21 protein-coding genes are annotated in these 25,437 nt (G+C 64.1%); 10 read left to right on the top strand and 11 right to left on the bottom strand.

Features of this window, described 5'->3' with window-relative positions; all coding sequences use genetic code 11:
• Positions 1-6 precede the first annotated feature (6 nt).
• Positions 7-1,620 carry an HNH endonuclease signature motif containing protein gene (locus tag H290_RS30125; RefSeq protein ID WP_196809511.1) on the top strand — a complete coding sequence of 538 codons (1,614 nt, stop codon included), beginning with the start codon at positions 7-9 and terminating at the stop codon, positions 1,618-1,620.
• Between the two features lie 47 nt (positions 1,621-1,667).
• Here the strand turns inward: H290_RS30125 and H290_RS0107020 are convergent, their stop codons facing one another.
• On the bottom strand, positions 1,668-2,483 hold the full coding sequence (locus tag H290_RS0107020; RefSeq protein ID WP_028462895.1) for a MerR family transcriptional regulator: 816 nt from the start codon (positions 2,481-2,483) through the stop codon (positions 1,668-1,670).
• Between the two features lie 163 nt (positions 2,484-2,646).
• Positions 2,647-4,206 carry an MFS transporter gene (locus H290_RS0107015; protein ID WP_231373527.1) on the bottom strand — a complete coding sequence of 520 codons (1,560 nt, stop codon included), beginning with the start codon at positions 4,204-4,206 and terminating at the stop codon, positions 2,647-2,649.
• 156 nt (positions 4,207-4,362) lie between these two features.
• Between H290_RS0107015 and H290_RS0107010 the strand changes: the two genes are divergently transcribed.
• Entirely contained in the window at positions 4,363-5,010 is a 648-nt protein-coding gene (locus H290_RS0107010; RefSeq protein ID WP_231373526.1) for a TetR/AcrR family transcriptional regulator, read from the top strand.
• 76 nt (positions 5,011-5,086) lie between these two features.
• Here the strand turns inward: H290_RS0107010 and H290_RS0107005 are convergent, their stop codons facing one another.
• Positions 5,087-6,292 (bottom strand): GNAT family N-acetyltransferase, encoded by a 1,206-nt coding sequence (locus tag H290_RS0107005; protein ID WP_020106071.1) that lies wholly within the window; start codon positions 6,290-6,292, stop codon positions 5,087-5,089.
• 109 nt (positions 6,293-6,401) lie between these two features.
• On the opposite strand from H290_RS0107005, the gene H290_RS28010 reads away from it, so the two are divergent.
• Positions 6,402-7,172: a hypothetical protein gene (locus tag H290_RS28010; protein ID WP_020106070.1), complete on the top strand. Its 771-nt coding sequence runs from the start codon at positions 6,402-6,404 to the stop codon at positions 7,170-7,172.
• A gap of 7 nt (positions 7,173-7,179) precedes the next feature.
• On the opposite strand, the gene H290_RS0106995 is transcribed toward H290_RS28010, so the two are convergent.
• Entirely contained in the window at positions 7,180-8,328 is a 1,149-nt protein-coding gene (locus H290_RS0106995; RefSeq protein WP_020106069.1) for a multidrug effflux MFS transporter, read from the bottom strand.
• Positions 8,329-8,506: 178 nt separating this feature from the next.
• On the opposite strand from H290_RS0106995, the gene H290_RS0106990 reads away from it, so the two are divergent.
• On the top strand, positions 8,507-8,893 hold the full coding sequence (locus H290_RS0106990) for a PPOX class F420-dependent oxidoreductase (protein WP_020106068.1): 387 nt from the start codon (positions 8,507-8,509) through the stop codon (positions 8,891-8,893).
• 6 nt (positions 8,894-8,899) lie between these two features.
• Here the strand turns inward: H290_RS0106990 and H290_RS0106985 are convergent, their stop codons facing one another.
• Positions 8,900-9,616, bottom strand: coding sequence for an aspartate/glutamate racemase family protein (locus H290_RS0106985; RefSeq protein ID WP_020106067.1), 717 nt, complete (start codon positions 9,614-9,616; stop codon positions 8,900-8,902).
• A gap of 151 nt (positions 9,617-9,767) precedes the next feature.
• On the opposite strand from H290_RS0106985, the gene H290_RS0106980 reads away from it, so the two are divergent.
• The 4 genes from H290_RS0106980 (at position 9,768) to H290_RS0106965 (ending at position 13,979) form a co-directional block, all read left to right on the top strand.
• Positions 9,768-11,159, top strand: coding sequence for an amidase (locus H290_RS0106980; protein WP_036518362.1), 1,392 nt, complete (start codon positions 9,768-9,770; stop codon positions 11,157-11,159).
• The gene (locus tag H290_RS0106975) at positions 11,140-11,649 is read left to right on the top strand and encodes a DUF3830 family protein (protein WP_020106065.1); all 510 of its coding nucleotides are present in this window, start codon (positions 11,140-11,142) and stop codon (positions 11,647-11,649) included. Before H290_RS0106980 ends, H290_RS0106975 begins: the two co-directional genes overlap by 20 nt.
• The gene (locus H290_RS0106970; protein WP_020106064.1) at positions 11,646-12,434 is read left to right on the top strand and encodes a GntR family transcriptional regulator; all 789 of its coding nucleotides are present in this window, start codon (positions 11,646-11,648) and stop codon (positions 12,432-12,434) included. The genes H290_RS0106975 and H290_RS0106970 overlap by 4 nt, the downstream gene beginning before the upstream one ends.
• Before the next feature lie 153 nt (positions 12,435-12,587).
• A complete protein-coding gene (locus tag H290_RS0106965; protein WP_051121915.1) occupies positions 12,588-13,979 on the top strand; it encodes an MFS transporter in 1,392 nt (463 codons plus the stop codon).
• Positions 13,980-14,166: 187 nt separating this feature from the next.
• Here H290_RS0106965 and H290_RS0106960 read toward each other — a convergent pair whose 3' ends face one another.
• The 6 genes from H290_RS0106960 to H290_RS0106935 all read right to left on the bottom strand — a co-directional run bounded on the left by H290_RS0106960 (position 14,167) and on the right by H290_RS0106935 (position 23,709).
• Positions 14,167-15,339, bottom strand: coding sequence for a M20 family metallopeptidase (locus H290_RS0106960; protein ID WP_020106062.1), 1,173 nt, complete (start codon positions 15,337-15,339; stop codon positions 14,167-14,169).
• On the bottom strand, positions 15,336-16,592 hold the full coding sequence (locus H290_RS0106955; RefSeq protein WP_020106061.1) for a PLP-dependent aminotransferase family protein: 1,257 nt from the start codon (positions 16,590-16,592) through the stop codon (positions 15,336-15,338). The genes H290_RS0106960 and H290_RS0106955 overlap by 4 nt, the downstream gene beginning before the upstream one ends.
• A gap of 40 nt (positions 16,593-16,632) precedes the next feature.
• Positions 16,633-17,832, bottom strand: coding sequence for a M24 family metallopeptidase (locus H290_RS0106950; RefSeq protein WP_020106060.1), 1,200 nt, complete (start codon positions 17,830-17,832; stop codon positions 16,633-16,635).
• A 57-nt stretch (positions 17,833-17,889) separates the two neighbouring features.
• Entirely contained in the window at positions 17,890-19,371 is a 1,482-nt protein-coding gene (locus tag H290_RS0106945) for an NAD-dependent succinate-semialdehyde dehydrogenase (protein WP_020106059.1), read from the bottom strand.
• Between the two features lie 86 nt (positions 19,372-19,457).
• Complete coding sequence (locus tag H290_RS0106940; protein ID WP_020106058.1) at positions 19,458-22,439, bottom strand: FAD-binding and (Fe-S)-binding domain-containing protein; 2,982 nt, start codon at positions 22,437-22,439, stop codon at positions 19,458-19,460.
• 7 nt (positions 22,440-22,446) lie between these two features.
• Positions 22,447-23,709, bottom strand: coding sequence for an aspartate aminotransferase family protein (locus H290_RS0106935; RefSeq protein WP_020106057.1), 1,263 nt, complete (start codon positions 23,707-23,709; stop codon positions 22,447-22,449).
• An 86-nt stretch (positions 23,710-23,795) separates the two neighbouring features.
• Here H290_RS0106935 and H290_RS0106930 point away from each other — a divergent pair, with 86 nt between their 5' ends.
• Positions 23,796-24,833 (top strand): D-2-hydroxyacid dehydrogenase, encoded by a 1,038-nt coding sequence (locus tag H290_RS0106930; RefSeq protein ID WP_081631523.1) that lies wholly within the window; start codon positions 23,796-23,798, stop codon positions 24,831-24,833.
• Between the two features lie 65 nt (positions 24,834-24,898).
• Positions 24,899-25,375, top strand: coding sequence for a hypothetical protein (locus H290_RS0106925; protein ID WP_020106055.1), 477 nt, complete (start codon positions 24,899-24,901; stop codon positions 25,373-25,375).
• Positions 25,376-25,437: the final 62 nt, after the last annotated feature.

Below are 25,437 nucleotides of genomic sequence, written 5' to 3'. Positions count from 1 at the left end.
GCTGCCGTGGCGGATTTGGCCGCGGTGAATCTGACGGTGTTGTCCGATGAGGATTGTGTCCGGTTGGTGGACGGGATCGAGGGCGTCAGCCGGCGGTTGCAGGCGGCTGGGTTGCCGGTCCTTCGCGAAGTTACTGTGCGACGGGCATTTTCGAAGGCCGGTTTTGGCTCCCCGGTCGCGATGCTCAAGAACCTGCTGCGGCTGCGGCCCGGGGTGGCTCGTAAGCGACTGGAAGCAATGGACGCTCTGACGTCATCGATGACACCCAGCGGCGAGGTCATCGAACCGCGGTTCCCGGAGACGGCCGCGGCGTTGCGTGACGGTGTGATCGATCTGGATCATGCGGCGATCGTCATGGATGTGATGGCCAAGATCCCCTCGAAAGTCGATGCGGAACAGCGGGAGAACGCCGAGGCCGCGTTGGCGCAGCTGTGCCAGCGGTACACCCCGCCAGAGGTGGAGCGGATCGGTGACCGCATCGTGGAGTATCTCGATCCCGATGGAACGTTGACCGACGACTCGGACCGTGCACGCCATCGGGGCCTGAGTCTGGGTAAGCAGTCCACGAACTTGATGTCGAAGATCACGGGGCATCTCGACCCGGTGACGCGCGCATTGCTCGACGTGATGCTGTCGGTCTGGGCGGCGAAGGGGATGAACAATCCTGGAGACCCGCTGTCCCCGTCCGGTGCGATCGATGATCCGGCCCTGGACAAAGACATCCTGCAGGCCGCTGCGGACAACGACATTCGTAGTCAGGCGCAACGCAATCACGATGCGCTGAAGGCCGCGCTGTTGTATTTGATCGAGTCCGGGCAAATGGGGAAGTCGCATCGTGGTCTGCCGGTCCAGGTGATCATCTCGATGACCAAAGACCAGCTGGACGATGCGGTGCAGTCATCACCTGCCGGTGGAGATGTGGTCGCTGACAACGTCGACCACAACGATGCCGAGGCCGAGGCGCCAGTCGATGCGGAGCCGGAGGTGACACCCAAATCAGAGCCGCGCCCGTATGGCTCAGGAGTGGCGTATACGGCAACCGGAACGATTCTGCCTATCGGGGATGCGGTGAAACTCGCTGTGCGCAGCGATAAATCGTTGGCGATCTTCGAGAATCACTCGAACGAAGTCCTGTACTTCGGGCGGGCTCGTCGGTTGGCGAGCGAGTCACAGCGGTTGGCGATGTTTGCTGCTCATCGCGGCTGTTCGACGCCGGGATGTTCAAATCCGGCGATGTGGGCTGAAGCGCATCACGTGCTGGCCTGGTTGCTCGGCGGTTTCACTGACATTGTGAATGAGGCACCGGCATGTCCGCAGCACCACAAACTGATCGGGCCGGGGGTCAATCAATGGCAGACGGTGATGCTGACCGAAGGGCCGGATGCGGGTCGGTGTGCGTGGATTCCACCGGTCTTCATCGATCCGGAACGTAAACCGATGGTCAATCGTGCCCATCATCCCGATGAGGCCCTCGCCGAGGCGCGCGAGTTGATGCGGTCCCGCCGTCTGGAGCAACTTGAACAACGAAAACGTGAGTTCGGGGTGTCACCTTCAGATCTGCCGAAAGAGCCTCCGCCGAAAGATTCAGGGAGAGATCCCGAACCCGGCCGGCCGGAATGAGGCCGGCCGGTGCTCAAAAGCCAAGCGCTGCATTCGGAAGGCGCCGATCAGCGAACGAAATCTACCTGGACTTCGGTGACCCAGTCGGATTCGTCGTCGGCCATTTCCAGGTAGGTTTCCCGCCCCTGGCCGGTGAGGGTGAATCCCTGATCGGTGACCCATCGGTTGAGGGTCTGGTAGGACGAGTCGATCGAATCCATGGCGCCGTGGTGGATCAGTGACGCGACCTCGCCTCCCGGGATCTCGAAGGTCTCGAGCCCGTCGACGGATTCGGACAACACCGGGAATGTCGCGTGCACCCACACGGCATCCTCTGAGTCTTCCGGAGCAGGGGAGTAGTACGCGACACTCGGACCCACCGGCGTCACTCCCGCGGCGCCGAGCGCCTCGATGACGCGCGGATAGAGCGGACGGATGACGGGTCCTATGTCCTCGTTGGTGGTGCTGGCGGCCAGCGCGCGTAGACCCACATTCTTCGTCGGTGCAACGGTTTTGGTGGTGATGGATGGTGTGGACATGCCGTCCTCGCTTTCGATTAGTCGGAGCCGTGCTTCCACTCGGGCCAGCCGGTATTGGTCATAGCGGATCTGGGACTCGATCTCCGCACGTCGAAGCCGCAACATCGCGCGTAGGTCCGAGCCGGTCAGTTCGTTGTCGACGATCTGGCGCACCTCGTCGAGGCGCAGACCCAGATCTTTCAGCGCAACAATGCGGTTGAGACGTTCGAGCTGACTCATCGCGTAGAATCGGTAGCCGCTGTGCGGGTCGGTTCGTGACGGTGTGAGCAGCCCGATCGAGTCGTAGTGCCGCAACATCCGGACCGATACCCGGCCCAGCTTGGCGAAATCTCCGATGGTGATCATGGCAGTCTCCACATTGCAGCCTGACACAGTGTGAGGGTCAAGGGCTGAACCTACTGTGGGCCGATAGACCCTCTGCAGGCCAAGAAACCCCTGCACCGGGATCGGTGCAGGGGTTCCTGTTCAATGCAGGTGCCACAACACCTGCATGCGGCTGGAAAGCCTGTCAGGCGGCGACCACGGCCGCGTTCTGTGACTCGTCGCCCAGCGAGTGGCGGTTCAGCCGGATCATGAACGTCGAGACCAGGAACGCGAGGATCATGAATCCCGCGCCCCAGTAGAAGGCCACGTCGTAGCTGTGGATGGTGGCGTCTATGAACGAGTCCGGATTGACCGGCACCGGCTCCCCGGTGGTCGGGTTCAGCGTCATCTCGGACCCACCCTGGCCGGAGAGTGCCTGCGCCACAATGGTGCTCAGCAACGCAATGCCGACCGATCCGCCGACCTGCTGGGAGGTATTGAGCAGTGCGCTGGCGACACCGGCGTCGGATTCCTTGATGCGATGAAGCGCCACGGATTGCGACGAGACGAACACAAATCCCATGCCCAACGCGATCAGGATTTCACTGGGCAGCACGTGCGACACCCACGTCGCATCCGAATCCAGCTGCGCGAGATAAAGAAAGCCCAGGGTGCCGAGGCCGGTGCCGAGCATCAGCAGGGGCCGGGGGCCGAATCGCGGCAGAAGCGAACTGGTGATACCCGCGGAGATGATGACGGTGATCGGGAACGGTAGGAAGAGGATTCCGGCCTTCAGTGGACTGTAGCCGAGGGTGTTCTGGAAGTAGTAACTCAGGAACAGGAACATCGAGAACATGGCGGTCGGGGTGATGAATGCGATCAGGAATGCTCCACCGCGATTGATGTCACCGGGTATGCGTAGTGGCAACAGTGGATTCGGGGTGCGAACCTCGATCACCACAAACGCGGCCAGCAATATCGCGCCGATGGCGAACAATATAACGGTGCTCGACGCACCCCATCCGGACTCGGCAGCCTTGGTGAATCCGTAGACCACGCTGATCAGGCCGAGGGTCACGGTGATGGCGCCGGGTAAATCGTATCCGCCCGTTCGCTTGGAGGGTCGGTCGCGGACGATCAGCAGCACGCCACCGATTGCGGCGATGATGGCGATCGGGGTGTTGATCAGCAGCGTCCAGCGCCACGAGAAGTACTCGGTCAGTGCGCCGCCTGCGATGAGACCGATCGCTGCTCCACCACCGGAAACCGCTGCGTAGACAGCGAAAGCACGTGCGCGCTCTCGTTGTTCGATGAAGGTGACGGTGATCAGGGAGAGCGCGGCGGGTGCGAGCATTGCCGCGAAGACGCCTTGGAGTGCACGTCCGGCGAAGAAGGACATCTCATCCCAGGCGAATCCGGCCATAGCCGACGATGCGGCGAATCCGGCGAGTCCGATCAGGAACATTCGGCGACGGCCCAGGTAGTCGGCCATTCGTCCGCCGAGGAGGAGCAGGCCGCCGAACATCAGGGTGTACGCCGTCAGTGCCCACTGCCGGTTTGCGTCCGATATATCCAGATCGGCTTGGGCGTACGGCACTGCGATGGTGATGATGCTGGCGTCGAGCACCACCATCAACTGTGCGAGAGCGATGATCACCAGTGCGTACCAGCGGCGTGAGTTGCCTGCCGGCTGGGATGTGGTGACCTTCTCGGTGGTTGCGTGGTCAGGCAAATCTTGGGAGATGGCTGTGTCAGAAGAAGCCACGAGATCCTCAAATCTGGAGGTTGGGTGGATCGGTGTAATTGAAGCGCGTGACCAATAATGGCAGGTTCAGACAGAAGTCGTCAAGAGACAATATTCGGACATCGCCAATTGGCGGCGTCAGGCGCAAAATTCTCTATCTGGGGTTACCATGTGGACGTGACCCTCGCAGAAGCCGGAACAGGCCAGGTCAAGGCCGGTCTTCGGGAACGAAAGAAGCTGCAGACGCGTGATCGGCTGATCGCTGCGGCGCTTGATCTATGTGACCGGCAGGGCTTCGAATCCACGACCGTCGATCAAATTGCCGACATCGCGGACATCTCGCCCCGGACGTTCAACCGCTACTTCGCGACCAAAGAGGACGTTGTCCTCGCGCCGATCGAGGACATGATCACCTCGATGGCCGCGTCGCTGGACGACCAGCCTCGGACCGGCAACGAGATCGAGGCGTTGGTGAACGCACAGGTGCAGATTCTCGGTGGCCGCTGCCCGATCGGCGCAGTCGACCTCGCCCGGTTCGAGACGATGAACCGGATCATTCAGAACGCGCCCTCGGTGAGTGCTCGGAGTATCGAACTCGGTGAGAAGAAGTTCCAAAGCATCACCGCAAAGGTCGCCGAGCGGTTGGAAGTCGACACCGACGATCCAAAGGTGCGCGTCATCGTGTCGGTGTACATTTCGCTGATGCATCTCTCGATGGATACGTGGCGATGTGGCTCAACAGGTCAGATCGCCGATTCCGCCGTCGCCGCGGAGACCCTCCAGGCCACCTACAAGATTTTCCGCGAGGTCATCGAGAACCACTGACCTCCAAGGTCAACGGGCTGTTCCTGGTGAGAAGAATGTGGTGATCACGACAGCGTTGGTGTCGTGACGACGTCCATCAGAAAACAGTTCCGGAATGTGGGAGTCGTGCGGTACCGAACAGGTTGTCGGCCCGCTCGACAGCGGCGTTCGTGTGTGGGATCGCAGTGCCGGCCAAAGTGAGGTGCTGCCAGGTGGTTCCGCCCAGATAGATTGCGGCGAGGCCCGCGACGTCGACAGTGAGGTCGGGCGAGGTGTCGACGCGGCGCACGGTCTCGGGGCCCACCTCGAACGTCGCATTGTTCGCGGGGAGTAACGCATCGGTCACCGAGATCGCCACCGGTGCCGCGGATCGATACGTCCGCGCGCTCAGTGCCGCTTGCACATCGACTATGCGGAGCCAGGTTTCGTCGCCGACCATGCGCACCCGGGCTCCGCGTGGATCACTCATCAGCGCGGGCAGTGGGTCGTCGAGCGGGCGGGACGCAAACGTGATGACGTCGACGAGGTCGAGCGACAGCAGGTGCCGAACCAGCGCCAGGTACGCGTTGTCTGTATTTGCCACGAAGTCGCCGACCACGACTTCCCGGCGATCGCTGGTGAACCAGTGCGCGGGGTCGGCGGGTTGATAACGTGCGTAGCCGGTTTCGGCACCGTCCTCGTCGAAGACGACGAGATAGCTTGGTGTGGTTTGCTTCTCACGTTGCATATCGCGCAGGTTCCACCAGCCGTCCGGTCGATCCACCGCGCCGACCCAGCGGGCTTCGGAATAGATCGTCCGGGTCAGCGAACCGCCTCCGGCTGAATCGTCGATCAGGCGGACCGGGCCGGGATCGGTGACGGTCGGTAGCAAAGCCGCTCGTGCACTGAGGATTTCGATGGATGCTGCACTGCTCGCCACGGCGTAGCCGAAGCGGCCGTAGATCGTCGCCTCGGACGCGCGCAGGGAGGCGACGACCTCGCCGCGGCGGGCGAAGTCCTTCAGCTGTGCGGTGATCAGGGCGCGCACGAGGCCGCGGCGTCTGTGCGTGGGCAACACTCCGACGTGGGTCACCGCGGCATGGGGAACCCGGTTGCCGCCAGGTACGGCGAGCCAGCTGGTGTACGAGTCGGCCCCGGCGACCACTGTGCCGGACTCCACCGCGCCGAGGAAGCGTCCCGGTTCGAGGACGTGCTCCGGATCGAGCTGGTTGATGCCGGCCAGGCCGATCATGGCCCGCCCGAACACGCGAAGTGCCTGCCCGGATTCCATGGGGTGCTCGAGCACTCGGATCTCTGCGCTCATGGATGACTCCTTGCGTTGGGCTGTCACGCCAGTGACGTTGGCGCCAGTGACCGGATGTGTCGGTCCTGACCCTATTGTCCTGACGATCGCTCGGTGCGATCATCGGCTGATGGACAGTCATTTCCTGCAACCGGTGCCCGAGGTGGATGCGCCGGGCACCGATGTCGGGATCGGTATGGTCTGTCCGTTCGACATGGCGTTGGATCGTGAACTCTGGCGGTGGATGCCGTGGTCGGTGTCGCTGTACTTCACCCGCACTCCGATGCCCAGGGCGTGCACCGTTGATGTCGAGATGGTCAGTGCCCTGGGTGAACACCGCCAGATCGCCGATGCCGTGCGCAGTGTGCTGGGCGTCCGGCCCGCAGCCGTCGGATACGCCTGCGCCTCCGGCAGTTTTGTTCACGGTCTCGCCGGTGCCACCGCGTTGTCGGACTGTATGCGAGGCGCCGGCGCCCCGGCCGCGATCACCACGTCGGAAGCGCTACTGCGGGCGCTGGACGCGATGGACCTGCGCCGGATCGCGGTTGCCACCCCGTATGTGGCATCACTGACCGACTTGCTCTGCGATTTCCTGGCCGAGGCCGGCCGGGCCGTGGTCTCGCAGGCCGGATTGGGTTACGACCACGACATCTGGACCATTCCGTACAGCGCCACCGCCGATCTGATCCGGGCAGCGGACTCTCCCGATGCCGACGCGATTTTCGTGTCGTGCACGAATCTGCCTACCTACGACATTCTTTCGGTTCTCGAGAAGGAACTCGGCAAGCCGGTTCTGTCGGCAAACCAGGTGACCGCCTGGGCGACCTTGCAGGACGCCGGAGTGGCGGACTACACGGCCGAACCCTGCTCTGCGCAGTCGCTGTTCGGTCGCGTCGCCTGACTCGCGCCTACCTGGATCGTAAGAACGCGGCAGCGGCAAGTACCGCGCAGATCGTCATCGTGAGGGCCATCGGTACCGATGTGCTCTCGCCGCCGATCCCGACGAGGGGTGACACGATGGCCGCGAGGGTGAACTGCGACGCGCCGATCAAGGCCGAGCCGGTGCCGGCGACCTCGTGAGCCTGGTCGATTGCCAGCGCGACCGAATTGCCCATGGTGAAACCCATTCCGAGCACTGTGACGAACAGGAACGGCAAGAACAGCCATGTCGAATCCGGCGTGCTCACGGCCAGGACGAGTAGGACGACACTCGAGCTGCTGATCAGGATCAGGCCGAATCTCAGGAGACTGCGGACTTGCACCCGGCCGATCAGACGCGCATTTATCGCGCTGGCCAGCACCAGTCCGACAGAGTTGACCGCGAACACGATCGAGAATTGGGAGGCAGAGAAGCCGAAGATCTCCTGCACCACGAAGGGTGATGCCGAAATGTACGAGAACATCACACCGAAAGAGAGAGCCAGGGTGGCCGTGTAGGCCACAAATCTGCGGTTGCGCAGGACTTTTCCGAAATTGGCGGCGAGCTTTGTGAGACTGATGCCGTGTCGTTTTTCTTTCGGCAGTGTCTCTGGAATCACGGTCAGAACACCGAGGAGCATGACGGCGCCGATGCCGGCCAGCACCCAGAAGATGCCTCGCCATCCGATCGGGCTCAGGAGGACGCCACCCAGGATGGGCGCGACGACAGGTGCGGTGGCGCCCACGAGCATCATCAGGCTGAACAGTCGCGCCGCGTTGTCGCCGCGGGCACGATCGGAGATGACCGCCCGGGACAACACGATTCCCATCCCGCCGGCGAATCCCTGCAAGAGTCGGGCAGCAATCAGTACGGCGATCGAGGGAGCGAGCGCGCACAGAACGCTCGCGACGACGAAGGCGATCGTCCCGCCGATCAGAAGTCGCCGCCTGCCCCAACCGTCGGAGAGGGCGCCGGTCAACAGCTGGCCGACTCCCATACCGAACATGAACGTGGTCAAGGTCAGCTGGGTGGCCACGTTGGTGGTGCCGAGAGAATCGGCGACGGTGGGCAGACCCGGCAGGTACAAATCGGTCGCGAGCGGGGCGGTTGCGGACAACAGGACCAGGGCCAGGAACATCGGAATGGCGATACCGCCGCCGAACGCTCCTGCGTTCGTGCGGGCCGTAGCGTCTGGTTCTCGAGCGTTCGGCTGTCCCTCTATCGGTCTGACCACTGGGAAATCCTATCGGCGTGCGTCATGTCGCCTGTTGAATGCGTAGCATCGAGGCCACGAGTCCACGATGAGAGGGTTTTCGATGACCGCGCCGTTTGGACAAGCAGGTACCGCAAAGTACGTGCGGCTGACGACTTTTCGCAAGGACGGCACCCCGGTGGCAACGCCGATCTGGGCAGCCCTCGATGGTGAGGCGTTGCTGATGTGGACAGTTTCCGATTCGTGGAAGGTCAAACGGCTGCGCCGGAACACGGCCGTGATCGTGCAGGCCTGCGACATGCGAGGTAAGCAGACGTTCGGCCCACCAGTCAAAGGAACCGCAACCGTGCTGGACTCCGAGGGGACCGATCACGCACGCGAGGTGATCATCAAGAAGTACGGGATCATGGGCTGGCTGACCGTGAAAGGCAGCTTGCTGCGGCGCGGCAAGAACGGGACGATCGGCCTGAAAGTCGTGGCCGACGCCTGAGCTCACCTACAGCCGAAACAATGTTCCGAGGCGATCGCTGGTGACCTGCTTGCCGGCCAGGCGCAGCCCGTACCAGGCGGTCACCTGGTTGGCCGTCAGTACAGGTTTACCCAGGGCCTGCTCCAGTTCTTCGATCCAGGCGACGGTGTGCAGCGCGGTGTCGGGGATCAGGATGGCCTCGGCGTCGTCGGAGTCGTTGCTGTGCGCCAATTCCAGCACCTCGTCATGACCGAGTTCGCCGGCCAATGCGGCGGTGGGGATGTCGTGTGAGACCAGCTCGGTCACGGTGACACCCGCTGCGGCAAGGAACTTCGAGAAGTGCCGCGAGACGTCGTCGGGATAGGTGGCAGCGACCGCAACTCGATGGAGTTGCAGCGCCCGGCAGGCGGCGGCAAATGCGATGGACGTTGAACCCGTTGGCAGACTCAGGTTTTCGCTGATCTCGCCGGCCTGTTGGTGAGCGCCATCCCAGCCGAAGACAAAGCTGCCCGATGTACATGCCCACATGACTGAATCGGGCCGGTACTGCGCGACCTGCCGGGCACCTTCGAGGAGGCGTTCGCTACGGCCGAGGTCGAGGAGGGCGTCCACCTCGTGGGCGTCGACACCAACGCTGGTGATCACCACGGGGAGCGCGATGTCGTCGCCAAGGATGCGCTGCAGCAGCGCGTAGTCGTCCTCGGCGGCGTGGCCGGGGTACAGCATGCCAACGGTGGTGACCATTGATGCGCAGTTCCTCTCGCCGGTTGTACCTGGGCAAATCGGGGTATGCCATTGCGTGGGCCTTGCCTGACCGGTACCTTACGGTAAATTGTCAACAATCTACCAAGATGAACGGACTGTAGCTGACGGAGGTGAACCGAACATCGTGGACATGCGGCAGAACTCGACACTTCGCGGGCTCGGCGCCACTGACCTGCAGGTTCGCTATTCCTCCGGTGACCTGTCGCCGATCGACGTGACCGCGGAAACGCTCGACGCGATCGAAGGTCTCAACCCGTCGATCAACGCGTTCACGCAGGTCTGGGCTGATTCGGCCGGGCGAGACGCTGAGCTTTCCGCACAGCGCCACCGACGCCGAACGCCGCTGGGGCCGCTCGACGGGGTGCCGGTCACGATCAAGGATCTGCTCCTGACCGCGGGGAGACCCACGTTGCGTGGATCGGAATTGATCAACCCGGATCAACCCTGGCCCGAGGATTCGCCCGCTGTCGCCCGACTGCGGGAGGCCGGTGCGGTCATCCTCGGCAAGGTCACGACGCCCGAATTCGGATGGAAGGGCGTCACGGACAGCCCCTCGTGTGGCATCACCCGCAATCCCTGGAACCTCGAACGCACATCCGGCGGATCGAGCGGCGGCAGCGCGGCCGCCGTCGCAGCCGGTCTGAGCGTGTTGTCGGTGGGGACCGACGGGGGCGGCTCCATCCGGATCCCGGCAGCGTTCTGCGGCATCGTCGGTTTCAAACCCACCTATGGCCGGGTGCCGATCTATCCGGCGAGCCCGTTCGGAACCCTCGCGCATGTGGGCCCGCTGGGCCGCAGTGTTGCCGATGTCGCGGCGATGCTCGACGTGATCAGCGGCTTCGATGTCCGGGACTGGTCGGCGCTCGACGCGACCGAACCCATCGACCTCAGCAGTGAATCGCTCGACGGCCTGCGCATCGCGTTCAGTCCGAACCTGGGCTTCGGGACCAACAATCCCGACGTCGAACGAGGAGTCCGCAGCACCCTCGACGTGTTCTCGGGTCTCGGTGCCACGGTCGAGGAGATCGACCTGTCGCTCGAGGATCCGGTCTGGGCGTACCACGTCCTGTGGTTCAGTGGCGCCGCCGTGGTGGTCGCCGCATATGGCGACGGGGCCGAGGCGAAGGTGGATCCCTCACTGGTGCAGGCGTTGTCGCGACACTCGAACTATTCGGCGGGCGACTATATCGACGCCACCACCGTACGGATGGATCTCGGTCGCAAGATGGGACTGCTGCATCAGGACTACGACGTCCTGATCACCCCGGCCATGCCCGATGTCGCCTTCGCGGCGGGGTTGGATGTGCCGCCGGGTAGTCGAGATCCGGATTGGACGAGTTGGACGCCGTACACCTACCCGTTCAACCTGACCCAACAGCCCGCGATCACCGTGCCCTGCGGCTTCGTCGACGGCCTGCCCATCGGTGTGCAGATCGTCGGACCGCGGCATGGTGATCAGCGAGTCCTGCAGGTTGCCAGTGCATTTGAGAAGAACTGGGGAGGTGGGTCCGAACGTGAGTAGATACCTGCGGATCACCCTGGAAAGCCGCGGTGTCAGCGCTGTCGCGCGGTTGCTCGACGACGAGGCACCCCGCACCGCCGACGCGGTCTGGAAAGCTCTGCCGCAGGGTGGTCACGTCTACCACGGGAAGTTCGCGCGCAACGAGATCTACACACTGGTGCCGGCATTTGCCGCAACCGAACCGGGGCCCGAGAACACCACTGTCACACCCATACCGGGCGACCTCTGCTACTTCACCTTCGACGGCACGCTGGAAAATACGGCCTACGGATATGAATCCGACAGCGCGGCCCGCGAGAACAAATTGCTGATCGATCTCGCGGTGTTCTACGGCCGCAACAACCTGCTGGTCAACGGCGACGTCGGATGGGTGCCGGGCAATGTCTTCGCGACGATCGAGGAGGGCCTCGGGGAGTTTGCCGCCGCCTGCAATGATGTCTGGATGGGCGGCGCTCGCGGAGAAACACTGACCTATCAGAGGGTGGAATGATGCTGGAGCCCACAAAACCTGCGGTGTCGTCCGGAAAACGGTCCGCGCGATCCAGGGTCCTCGAGCCGCTGATCCAGGAATCGACTCCGGCGATCATCGCGCGACAGCTGCGTAACGCCATCGCCGGCGGGGACTTTCCACCGGGTTGCCAGCTCACCGAATCCGGACTCGCAGCCGAACTCGGTGTCAGTCGCGGCCCACTTCGCGAAGCCATGCAGCGGCTCACACAAGAAGGCCTGCTCGTCAGTCACCGCAACCGTGGACTGTTCGTGATCACCATGGACGATGACGACATCCGTGACATGTACGTCGCCCGGACAGCGGTCGAACGAGCCGCCCTCGAGCAGGTGATCCTGCGAACCCCGGATGAAGCGGCCGCAGTCCTCTCCGATTGTGTGGCCGACATGGAACGATTTGCGGACGATCCGAACGGACCACAGATTGCCGACGCGGACATGGCCTTTCACCACACACTCGTCGAGCTGTCCGGCAGCCCGCGACTGTCTCGACTCCACGAAACGATCCTGGTCGAAACCAGGATGTGCCTCGGCGCGATGCGCGGAACCTATGTGTCGTCAGAAGAACGGATCGACGAACACCGGCGCATCGTCGATGCGATCGAGGCCCGCGACATGAAACGTGCCGATGAGGTCATGATCAGCCACATGCGTGACGGGCTGAGCCGGATCATCGCCGAACCCGGTGTGGCGTCGCATTTTCCGGGCACGGACATCGACCCGAGTCCGGACGTGCCCGTCAACCCGCTACCCGGGTCACCAACCTGATCGATCCAGCGACTGGCGCTGGCGATACCACCTGAGGAGGCCATCACCGACGAAACCAACGTCATACCTGCTTTCAAGTAACTGGAAGTGGATGTTTGTGGGCCTCGAAGACACCGAGATCGATTGAATGTCTTCAGTTTTGAGGAGGTATCGATGAGCCAGGATATCAAGAAATCATCTTCCCAAGTGCCGCCCGGTTTTCCGGATCCGGATTCGCCTGAAGGTAAGAAGCTCCTACGCAAGGCAATCGGGGCATCGGCCATCGGCAATGCGACCGAGTGGTACGACTACGGCGTCTACGCCGCGACCACCACCTATCTGACCCAGACGTTCTTCCCTGGGGACCTCGGCACGATCGGCACGATGCTCGGTTTTGCCATCTCGTTTGTGCTGCGTCCCCTGGGCGGCATGGTCTGGGGTCCGATCGGTGATCGAATCGGCCGAAAAGCTGTGCTGGCCATGACCATTCTGCTCATCTCGGGCGCCACGGCCATGATCGGTCTGCTGCCGTCGCACGCCGCGGTAGGTGTATGGGCTCCGATCATGCTGATCTCGCTGCGCGTGGTCCAGGGATTCTCGACGGGTGGTGAATATGGCGGTGCCGCAACCTTTATGGCCGAGTATGCGCCGGACAAGAAGCGTGGTAAGTACGGCAGCTTCCTGGAGTTCGGCACGCTCGCCGGCTTCGTCATGGGTACTGCGTTTGTGCTGGTTCTGGAGCTGTTCCTCACCGACGATCAGATGCAGTCGTGGGGCTGGCGCATCCCGTTCCTGTGTGCCATGCCGCTGGGCCTGATCGGTCTGTATTTGCGAAATCAGTTGAACGACACCCCGGTGTTCACCGAGATGGAACAGAAGAAAGAGATCGAAGGTTCGGCCTGGCAGGCATTCAAGGACCTGCTGACGAACTATTGGCATCCGATCCTGGTGATGTTCGGTCTGGTGATCGCGCTCAACGTGGCCAACTACACCTTGCTCGCGTACCAGCCGACCTACCTGAAGACCACGATCGGTCTGTCCGAGACGTCCGGCACCATGGTCATTCTGATCGGTGAGCTGGCCATGATGGTCTGCATTCCGTTCTTCGGGGCCTGGTCGGACAAGATCGGGCGAAAGCCCATGTGGTGGGGTTCCCTGATCGGTCTGTTCGTGTTTGCGTTGCCGATGTACTGGCTGATGGGTCAGGGATTCGCCTGGGCCATCATCGGTTTCCTGGTGCTGGGGCTGCTGTACATCCCACAGCTGTCGACGATCTCGGCCACCTTCCCGGCGATGTTCCCGACCCAGGTTCGCTATGCCGGATTCGCGATCTCATACAACGTGGCGACCGCGGCCTTCGGTGGTACCGCGCCGCTCATCAACGATGCCGTGACGGCCAACAAGGGTTGGGAACTCTTCCCTGCCGCCTACATGATGTTGGCCTGTGTCGTCGGAATGATCGCGTTGCCGTTCCTGAAGGAGACGGCCGGCTGTTCGATCCGCGGAACCGGTGTTCCCGGTGAGGAAGCCGAAGTCGAGCGAAATCGGGCCGTCGAAACGGTCTGAGCCACAGCAACAAAGGCACACTCGGCGGCATTTTCGGCACGCTTGGCGGTGTTTTCGGCACGCTCGGCGGGGGGGTCCGTTGACCGTGCCGAAAGTGCCGTTGACCGTGCCGAAGTTGCCCGCTCGGACGGCGGTGGGATCCGTTGAGCGTGCCGATAATGCCGTTGACCGTGCCGAAGATGCTTGGTCAGAGCATGCGAAATGCCAGGAGTGCGTAGGCTTTTGCGGCTGTCACCAGTTCGGCGATCGACACCGACTCGTCGGGACGGTGGGCCTGATCGCCCAGGCCACCGGGCCCCAAGACGATGGCGGGGATGCCGAGGTCGCGGTTGATGAATCCGCCGTCGCAGGCGGCAGTCCATCCGGCGATGGTGGTGCTGCCACCGGCATCGACCACGGCAGCGGATGCGTGGGACACCAGGGCAGAGGCGGGGTCTGTCTCGAAGCCCGGCATGGCCATGGTGACCTCGACGTCCACACTGATGCCGTCGTGGTCGATGCCGGCTTCGTCGATCGCCTTGCGTAGCCAGGTGGCGACCTGGTGTGCGTCTTCGGTTGGCATCAGCCGACGATCGAAGCTGACGGTGGCGGTCGGTGCGACCACCGAAATACCCTGTCCGCCAGTGATCAGCCCGGTGTTCCAGCTGCCCGCACCCAGGAGCGGATCTGGGTTCTGGGATAGATACCGCTGGTTGGCCCGGACCAGGTCGATGATCGCCGCGGCGGCGTCGATGGCGTTGCGGCCGTCGCTCGGACGGCCCGAGTGCGCTGCGCGGCCGGTGATCCGAACCTCGATGTACGACGCCCCGCGGCAGGCGATGACGGTTGCGAGGTCGGTCGGTTCGGCGACCACACAACCGGCGAAGGTGTGCCGTGGATCGCGGGTGACGAAATCGCGGATCCCGATCCCCAGATCTTCTTCGTCGACCGTGCAGGCCAATTGCACCGGCCCGCCCAGCCGATGTCCCGACCGGGTCAGCGCCGCCATGGCGATCAGCGCCGCTGCCAGACCACCTTTCATGTCGGTGGAGCCCCGCCCGTAGATGCGACCGTCGTCGACCTGCGATCGAAACGGTGAACGTGTCCACCCGTCGCCCGCCGGGACCACATCCGAATGGCCGAGGATCATTAATCCGGGTCCGTCGCCGGTCCCGGCGGTGGTGGCCGTCAGGTTCGGCCGACCGGGCGCGACATCCCAGGTCTCGACGGCAAAGCCGAAGGCGCGAGCATACTTTTCGAGAACCTCGACCGTCAACGCTTCGGTGCCGCCGGGGTTTTCGCCACCGGCATCGATCAGGGCCCGGGTCAGCGCGACAAGTTCCGCCTCGTCGATCAGTGCCAGTACGTCGGCCTCGGTCACGCGGCGGCCACCGCCAGGTCCAGTGCGCTCTTCAGGCGGCGGACGCCCTCGTCGATCCGTTCGGGTGTGCTCGAGGCGAAGCACAGCCGCAATGCGTTGCGGAAATGACCACCGGGGGATAGTGCGGGGCCGGGGATGAAGGCCACCCCCTGTGCCAGTGCGATCTCGAAGAGTTCGCGGGTGTCGAGTTCGGCGTACCTGCCGTCCAACGTGACCCACAGGAAGAAGCCGCCATCGGGGTGGGTGGTCGAGAAGTTCTCGCCGAGATGCCTTTTCAACGATGTGAGCATGGCATCGCGCCGGATGCGGTAGAGGCTACGCAGGGAGACGAGGTGATCATCGAGGCCACCACGTGAGATGTACTCGGCGACGATGTGCTGGTTCGGGACATTGGTGCAGGTGTCCATCGCCTGCTTGCCGTTGATCAGCAGCTGCCGCAGCGCCGGATCGGCGTCGACCCAGCCCACCCGCCACCCGGGCGCCAGGATCTTCGAGAACGTCCGGACCGAGAAGATCAGCGGGTCGTCCGGGCTCAGGGTCCGGAAGGAGGGGATCTCCTCGCCGGAAAAGCGGAGCAGCGCATAGGGATCGTCGTCGATGATCACCGCACCCCACTTGTGGGCCAGTTCGAGCAAGGCCTTCCGGCGTTCCAGGGACAACGTGACACCGGACGGATTCTGGAAGTTGGGGATCGTGTAGATCGCCTTGGGTGTGCGATGGGTTCGGGCGACGAGGTCGGGGAGCAGATCGACCAGCATGCCCTCATCGTCGACCGGAACTTCGAGAAGCTGTGCACCGTAAGACAACGCGGTGGCGCTGCCGTTGGTGTAGGTGGGGGATTCGGTGATCACCAGATCACCCGGATCGACGAACAGCTTGGAGGCCAGATCTAGACCCTGCATGCCACCGGTGGTGATGACCAGCCGATCCTCACTGGCCGGATCCGGGGTACCGGCAAGGTATTTCACCAGCAGATCCAGCAGGCGCGGTTCACCTTCGGAGGCCCCGTAGGTGAACGACGACTGATCGAGGATGCTGCCGGCGATCTCGCGGAACTCGTCGGCCGGAACCGCCTCGTCGGCGGGAGAACCCATGGCAAACCGGACGATGTCGTGCTTCTGCGCAGCGAGCAGTGACGTCGACGAATCGATCATCGATCCGACCAGGTCCTTGGCCCGGCCGGCGAGGGGGAACGTCGGTCCGCCCGCGAGCGGCAGTTCAGTTCGTCCGTGGGAGAGTTCGGTTGCGGTCATGCGTTTTCCTCTCACTTGTTCGATCGGTTCCGTTATCCGGTCAGCTCGCCTTCCGGATGAGCTCTCGGGGGAAGCTGGTGAATGTTTCGACACCGGTGGCGCTGACGCGTACCGATTCGGACAGTTCGAATCCGTAACCGTCCATCCACATGCCACAGACGATGTGGAAGGTCATGTTCTCCTCGAGAACCGATTCGTCCTCGGTGCGGATGCTGATGGTCCGCTCACCCCAGTCCGGCGGATAGCCGATGCCGATGGAATAGCCGAGCCGCGAATGCTTTTCGAGGCCGTACTTGGCCAGCGTCCAGTTCCACGTCGAGGCGAGTTCTCGGGTGGCCACCCCCGGCGCGATGGCCTCGAGGACGTTGTTCAGACCCTCGGCGGTGGCACCTGCGACGTAGTCGACATCCTTGTTGACCGGGCCCAGCGCCACCGTGCGGGCCAAGGGGCAGTGATAGCGGTTGTGGGCGCCGGTCAGTTCGACGACCACCGCCTCCCCACTGACGAATGTGCCCTGGTTCCAGGTCAGGTGCGGGGTGTCGGCGGCTTCGCCGGTGGGCATCATCGGGACGATCGCCGGATAGTCACCACCGAACTGGTCGGTACCGGTGATCTGTGCCTGCGAGATTGCCGCTGCCGCATCACATTGGCGCACCCCGATGTCGATGGTGTCGATGGCCGCCCGCATCGCCTCCGAACAAACCATCCCCGCCTGCCGCATCAACTGGATCTCCGCGACGGACTTGACCGACCGCACCCAGTTGACGAGTTCGAAGCAATCGACGAGCTTCCACTCCGGTATCGCATTGACCAGGGCACGATAGGCCTTGGGGGAGAAGAAGTGCGAATCCATCTCCAGGCCCACCGATCCGCCCCGCGACGCCGGCGCGATGAGATGACGCTGGCGCAATGCAAAGGCCACCCAGTCGAAAGGGTGGACATGCGGCCGGTGCACGTAGCTTTCCGGGTATCCGACGATCTGCTCGGGCGGCAACCAGGTGGTGCGGTGCGCGCCGTGAGCGTCCATCTCTCGCGCGAAGAACACCATGTCGCCGTCCATCGGCACGAACAGCATCTGGGGTGTGTAGAACGACCAGGCGTTGTACCCGATGAGGTAGAAGATGTTCGCGGGGTCGGTCACGATGATCGCCGACAGCCCCTGACGGTCCATCAGGGTCCGGACTCCGGCGAGCCGGGTCTGATACTCGGTGTCACTGAACAACTGGGATCCGAGATACATCCACTCACACCTCCTTCGACATTGCTCGTCGTGATACTGCTTGCGGCACTGCGATGCTCAGGTTCGTGGAATCGCCAGATACTTGATCTCGAGGAACTCATCGATACCGACCCGTCCGCCCTCACGGCCGAGTCCCGACTGCTTGACACCGCCGAACGGTGCCGCCGGATTGGACACCAGGCCGGTGTTGAGACCGACCATGCCGACCTCCAGAGCCGCCGACATCCGCAGACCACGGTCGATGTCCTGGGTGAACAGATATCCGACCAGACCCCAGGAGGTGTCGTTGGCGAGGTCGAGCACCTCGTCTTCGGTGTCGTAGGGGATCACCGGTGCGACCGGGCCGAAGATCTCGGTGCCCATCAGGTCGGACTTGGCGTCGACATCCGACAGCACCGTCGGCAGATAGAAGTACCCGGCGGTGTCCCTGGCATCGGCATTGCCATCGGCGGTGCCCGGCCCTTGGCCACAGACGACCGTGGCGCCGCGATCGACGGCATCGGCGACGAGATCCCGGACCTTGTCGACTGCTTTGCGTTCCACCAGCGGTCCGACATCGGTCCTGTCCTCGGTGCCGTCGCCGACCCGCAGCGAACCCATCCGCTCGGCCAGCCGGTTCGCGAACTCGCCGGCAATGCTGCGGTGCACGAACAGTCGGTTGGCCGCGGTGCAGGCCTCGCCCATGTTGCGCATCTTCGCGACCATCGCGCCGTCCACGGCCTTGTCGAGATCGGCGTCTTCGCAGACGATGAACGGTGCGTTGCCGCCGAGTTCCATCGAGGTGCGCATGACGGTGCGAGATGCCTGCGCCAGCAAGAGCTTTCCGACCTGAGTCGACCCGGTGAAGCTGATCTTGCGGGCCAGTCCGCTGTCCATCCACGTCTCGACCACAGAGCCGGGCTCGTCGGTGGTCACGATGTTGAGTACCCCCGCGGGCAGGCCCGCGATGGTGAGGATCTCGGTCAGGGCCAGGGCGGTCAAGGGTGTCAGCTCGGCGGGTTTGAACACCATCGTGCAACCCGCGGCGATCGCCGGACCGATCTTGCGGGTACCCATCGCCAGCGGAAAGTTCCACGGCGTGATCAGGATGCAGGGGCCCACCGGCTCTTTCGTGACGATGATCCGGTTCTTGCCGTCACCGGTGGTGGTGTGGTCGCCGTTGATCCGCACGGCCTCTTCGGAGAACCAGCGGAAGAACTCGGCGGCATAGACGACTTCACCCTTGGCCTCGGCCAGCGGCTTGCCCATCTCGGTGGTCATGATCAGGGCGAGGTCGTCCTGGCGGTCGAGGATGAGTTCATATGCGCGGCGCAGTATCTCGCTGCGTTCGCGGGGCGATGTGGCGGCCCAGGCCTTCTGATGACGGGCCGCGCTGTTGATCGCTGCCGTGGCATCGGCGGCGCCACCCTTGGCGACCGTGGCGATGACCTGGCCGGTGGCCGGGTTCTCCACATCGAAGGTGGCACCGGACGCTGCCGGCACCCACTGGCCGTCGATGTACAGACCGGTGGGAATCGATCCGATCAGCCCGGCCGCCATTGCCTTTCGGTCCGTGCTCAATACCGGAGATGCTGTCATTGCTCTACCTCCTTCAATCGTGCGGTGTCGTCAGTCGTGCTCTGTCTTCAATCGTGCTCTGTCACTGACTCGATGGCTGCGGTCGATGCGGGGTCGAGCAATTCGGCCAGATGTACCGATTGCACATCGGGCACGGTCGCATCGGTGGCGGCCAGATGCTGGACCGCCATCGCGCAACTGAATCCGTCGGTCAGCACGGGTGTGTGGTCGGCGTGGGACCGCAGGGCCGGGGCCAGGGCCTGCTCGGAAACACCCATGCTGACGTCGTAGTGACCCTTCTCGAAACCGAAATTGCCTGCGACGCCGCAACAGCCGTCGGCCTGGTGGACGGTGGTTGCGCCGAGCCTGCGCAGCACCGCCGCTTGTGTGTTCGGCCCGAAGGTCGCGTATTCATGGCAATGGGTCTGGACGGTCACCTCGGCGGGGAGCGGAACCGGGGGCCGCCATCCACTGTCGAGGAGATGGCCGACCTCGGTGGCAAAGCTGCGGACGCGGGCGGCGACCCGCTTGGCGGCGTCGGTGTGGACGAGCTCGGGTAGGTCTTTACGCAGGGCGGCAGCGCAACTCGGCTCCGGAACGACAATAGGTCGGTCGGTGCCGTCGTCGAGCGCGGTTGCGGTGCGTTCCAGCACCTTCTTCGCCCGACCGAGTTGACCGGTGGAAATCCAGGTCAGTCCGCAGCAGTTGTCCGACTCGCAGCTGATCGTCCGGCCGGCACTGCCCAGCACGCCTGCAGTCGCAGCCGCGACCTGCGGGCGGAATGCCTTGGTGAACGAATCGACAAACAGGACGGTGTCGGCGGACGGGTCGGTCCGGAGCCCGGACATCGACGCCCGCACCTGCTTCCGGGTGGAAAACGCCGGCATCGTGCGTCGAGGGTCGAGACCGCCGGCCCTGGCGGCGACCCGGGCCAGTGGTCCGGACAGGGATCTGTTGATCAGCGGTGCCAGGGGCGCAGCGGCCTTGAGCCAGGCCGGCATCCATCCCAGTGAGTAGTGCGACAGCGGCCGAAGGCGCCCCTGGTAGTAGTTGGAGAAGAACTCGGACTTGTACGTGGCCATGTCGACGCCGACCGGGCAGTCGGTGGAACAGGCCTTGCACGACAGGCACAGGTCGAGGGCTTCGCGGGAATCGGTGTCGCGCCAGCCCGCCTTGATGTCCGGTGCGGTGCGGACCATTTCCTGCAGAACCCTGGCCCGGCCGCGCGTGGAATCCTTTTCGTCTCCGGTCGCCCGGTAGCTCGGACACATCACGCCGCCCGACGCGGACCGGCACCTCCCGACACCGATACATCCTTGTACCGCATGCACAAAGGGGTCGAGGCCGGGTTTGCCGCCATCGGCGAGTCCGGGTGTCCCGAGGTCGAAGGTGGTCTTCCAGAGCCGGGCCGGTACATCGGCGAGGGCGAGGTTGTCGTCGATCCGATCGGGGTCGACGATGCTGCCGGGATTGAGGATGCCGGTCGGATCCCAGATCTTCTTGAAATCGCCAAACGCCCCGATGATTTCGGGGGAATACATGATCGGCAGAAACTCCGAACGCGACCGGCCGTCACCGTGCTCGCCCGAGAGTGAGCCACCATGCGCGACAACAAGTTTTGCGGCTTCGGTGCAGAAGCGCCGCATGGTTGCCCGGCCTTCGTCGCTGCGGAGATCAAAGGTGATGCGTACGTGCATGCAGCCGGCACCGAAGTGGCCGTACATCACACCGGTCAATCCGTGCTGGTCGAGAAGTTGCTCGAAGCTCTCGAGGTATTCGGCCAGATTCTCCGGTGCAACGGCGGAATCCTCCCAACCGGGCCAGGATTCGTACGACCCGCCGTGTCCGCCTTCCTCAGGCGCGACGTCGTCCGGGTCGACGAGCCGCGACGACAGACCGGCGCCGTCCTCACGAATCCGCCAGAGTGAGACCCGTTGTTCCGGATCAGGAACGGTGCGTCCGTCGACCAGTCGTCCGTTGGCGCGGAGTTTGTCGAGCAGTTCGAGCGCGGCTGTCTCCGGTGTGCCTACACTTTCTTCGTCGAGATCGACGTAGAGCCAGGCATTTCCGGCCGGTAGTCCGGCGATCGAGTCGTCGCCGCGGCGGGCCCGCATGGTCGCGACGATCCGTTCGTCGATCCCTTCGATCGCCGATGGGGCGAACTCGAGGAGGGTCGGGACATCGCGAGCGGCGTCGACCACATTGCGATAGCCCAGGCAGAGCAACAGCGGGCGCGTGGCCGACGGGACCAGCCGGACGGTTGCCGATACCACGATCGCGCAGGTTCCCTCGGTGCCGACGAGGGCGCGGGCGACGTCGAAACCGTTCTCCGGCAAGAGTTTACCGAGGTGGTAGCCGGAGACCTGGCGCGGGATGCGTTCCATCTCGGTGCGGATGGCACCCAGATGCGCCGCCGTCAGTTCATTTAGGCCGCGGGAAATTTCGGCGGCTCGCCGGGCCGCGGCGACGTCGGTCGGATCGGTGGCGATCAGGCCGGTGCGGGTTGCTGTCAGGAGCAGCCCTTCAGCCGTGACCAGGTTCAGGGATTCGACGTGATCGGTGGTCCGGCCGTGGCGGACAGAGTGATTGCCGCAGGCATCGTTGGCGATGGCGCCGCCGAGGGTGGCCCGTGACTGGCTCGAAGGGTCGGGGGCGAAGGTGAGCGAGCCGCCCGTGGCGCCGCGGACCTCGCCCTGCAACGCGGTCAGGACGATGCCGGCCTGGGCGACGGCCGTGTGCGCTTCGGCATCGACCGTCAGGACCTGGTTCATGTAGCGGGAGAAGTCGAGGATCACGCCGGCGCCGATGGCGTTGCCGCCCATGCCCGTTCCGCCACCACGGGCGGTCAGCGTGAGGCGATTGCGGTGACAGTAGGCGGCTACCGCTGCGACCTCGTCGTCACTGCGCGGGAAGACCACGACAAGTGGGGGCAGGCGGTAGTTCGACGCGTCATACGCGTACTCGGTACGGCGGCGTGATGAGGCATCGGCGCTCAGGCCGAGGGCGGTGAGTTCATCGCAGATGTGGTCGGGCGATGGGGCCAGGTCCATGACCCTACTATCCAAGGGCCGCGGTGAGCGCGTATTCGAACCGGTTCAATCCGGTGGCGATCTCGTCTTCGGTGACCACGAGTGCGGGGATCAGTCGCACGACATTGCCCATCGGGCCGCAGGTCAGGGTGAGCAGGCGCTCTGGGATGCACGCCTGCTGGACGGCCGCGGCCGCAGCGGCGTCCGGCGCACCGGCAGCGTCGACGAATTCGATGCCCGCCATCAGGCCGAGTCCGCGGACGTTGCCGATCTGGCGGAACTTCGGGGCGAGCTCGGTCAGCCCTTGCAGCATCTGATTGCCGCGGATCCGGGCGTTGTCGACCAGGTTTTCTTCGGCGATCACCTCGAGGGTCGCGACACCGGCCGCGGCGGCGACCGCGTTGCCCCCGTACGTGCCGCCCTGCGATCCGGGCCAGGCTTTGGCCATCATCGACTCCGGGGCGGCGATCGCCGAGATCGGGAAACCCGAAGCGAGTCCCTTGGCGGTGATCAGGATGTCGGGGGTCAGACCGTTGGTGTGCTGGTGGCCCCAGAACTTCCCGGTCCGTCCGACGCCGGCCTGCACCTCGTCGAGGATGAGGGTGATGCCGTGCTTGTCGGCGCGCTCGCGCAAACCGGCGAGAAATGCCGGCGGGGTGGGCAGGTATCCGCCGTCGCCGAGGACCGGCTCGATCAGGAACGCGGCGGTGTCGTTGGGGGCGACCCGGGAGGCGAACAGGTAGTCGAGTTCACGCAGTGCGAATTCGACGGCGGTCTGCTCGTCCCAGCCGTAGCGGTAGGCGTACGGGAACGGAGCCATGTGAACTCCGCCCATCAGGGGCGAGAAACCGGCGGAGAACCGGGTCCCGGCGGTGGTCAGCGTGGCTGCGGCCACGGTGCGTCCGTGGAAACCGCCCTGGAAGACCACGATGTTGGGGCGACCGGTGGCCATCCGCGCCAGACGCACGGCGGCTTCGACGGCCTCGGACCCCGAGTTCGCGTAGAACACCGAATCCAGGCCGGTGGGGAGGTGCTCGCCGAGTTTTTCGGTGAGCTCGAGAAGTGGCTTGTGCATCACGGTCGTGTACTGCGCGTGGATGATCTTGCCGCATTGTTCCTGCGCTGCCGCAACCACTTTGGGGTGGCAGTGACCGGTGCTGGTGACACCGATTCCGGTGGTGAAGTCGAGGTAGTCGATGCCGTCGGTGCCGTGAATCCACGATCCCTGGGCGTGGTCGACGACGACCGGCGTCGCTTGCTTCAGCGCGGGGCTCAGCTTGGTGGGGCTCATGGGTACACCGTGACGCTGGATTGAAGGATTGTCAACAATTAGACAGTTGGGTCGTGGTTGTCGCGTCGCTGCCCTACCGTGGCCACATGGGAACTGGGCAGAACACCACCGATAACTGGTCGAGCTCCGCCTCCGGCTTCGTCTCCGGGCAGCCGGTTGTCGCGATCCTGGGCCGCGAGGGACTGGACGAACCCGCGAACCTGGCGAAGATCCGCGAGGTCGCCGAGGTGCGTCTGTGCACCACCGCCGGCCTGGGAGCTGCGCTCTCGGACGGGCAGGGGGCCGATGTCCTGATGTTGTGGGACTACTTTTCGGCCGCACTGCGGGACAACTGGGCGCAGGCGAAGGCCTTGCGGTGGGTACATGTGTGCGCCGCCGGCGTCGACGCGATGCTGTTCGACGAACTCCGGTCGTCCGAGATCACCGTCACCAACGCCCATGGAGTGTTCGACGGGCCGATCGCCGAATTCGTCCTGGGGTCGATCATCGCGCAGGACAAGCAGTTCCACCGGTCAAAGCGTCTACAGCACGAGAAGCGCTGGGAACGGCGCGACACCATCCGGACCGCCGGCCGCAGCGCACTGGTGATCGGTACCGGTGGGATCGGCCGGGCGGTGGCCCGGTTGCTCCGCGCCGCCGGCCTGCAGGTGACCGGTGCCGGCCGAACCGAACGAACCGGTGATCCGGACTTCGGGACGGTCCTGGCCACCGATGACCTGGCCGGATATGTGAGCCGGTTCGACAACGTGATCACGATTGCGCCCCTGACCGAGAAGACGACCGGACTCATCAGCGCCGAGGTGCTGGCTGCGATGAAACCGACGTCGCACCTGATCAACGTCGGCCGGGGGCAACTCGTCGACGAACTCGCGCTCATCGCGGCCATGCGGGCCGGCAGCATCGCGGCGGCGTCGCTGGACGTGTTCGACACCGAGCCGCTACCCGAGGTGAACCCCCTGTGGGAGATGGAGAACGTGCACGTCTCGGCCCACATGAGCGGGGACGTCGTCGGCTGGCGCGATGAGCTGGCCGACCTGTTCCTGGAGAATCTGCGCAAGTACTCAGTGGGTGAGGCGCCGGCGAATCAGGTCGACAAGGCCCTGGGATATGTCCGGGTGGGCTGAGATGTTTTGCCCAACCTGTGCCTATTCACAGATGTATCTCAGGCTGGGCTTCTATCTTCGGACACGTGCCTGAAATCCGACCACGTTCGACGATCGTCGTGACGTTGTTGTGTATCGCCGGGCTGGCCATCGCCGGCGTGGCGTTGGCCTATTGCGTCCATTTGGGCGCGCAGCGCGACGACACCGGGCAATCCGCAGCCGAGTTCACCTTTGTTCCACCGAATCAGGCGGGACTGGCAGCCGACGACATCACGCCGGCATCCGACGAGGTGCCCGAGCAGCTGAACACCGTGCGGTCGAAGATCATGCTGTGCACGATCGACAAGATCGGCGCCGATGTCCTGTCCGTTCACACCCCGGACGGGCGCAAACACCAACTGACCCTGAGCCCGGACACCCATGTCGAATCCGCCAAGGGGAGCGAGGTCACGGACCTCGCGAAGGGTGACCTGGTGGTGGTCAGAGTGGTCGAGAGCGACACCACTTCCACCGTCGACCTCATCGTCGACGGCCGCGTATCGGCGTCGATCCCCGACAACTGACGGATCAGGCGCAATGCCGCCGGTCGGACACCCACGTCGATGGATGATCCGTTCGCAGGTCA

The sequence above is a fragment of the Nocardia sp. 348MFTsu5.1 genome, assembly GCF_000383535.1.
Lineage (GTDB): Bacteria > Actinomycetota > Actinomycetes > Mycobacteriales > Mycobacteriaceae > Williamsia > Williamsia faeni.
Note: the sequence above shows the minus strand (reverse complement) of the source record. Positions and strands in the feature narration are given on the sequence as shown.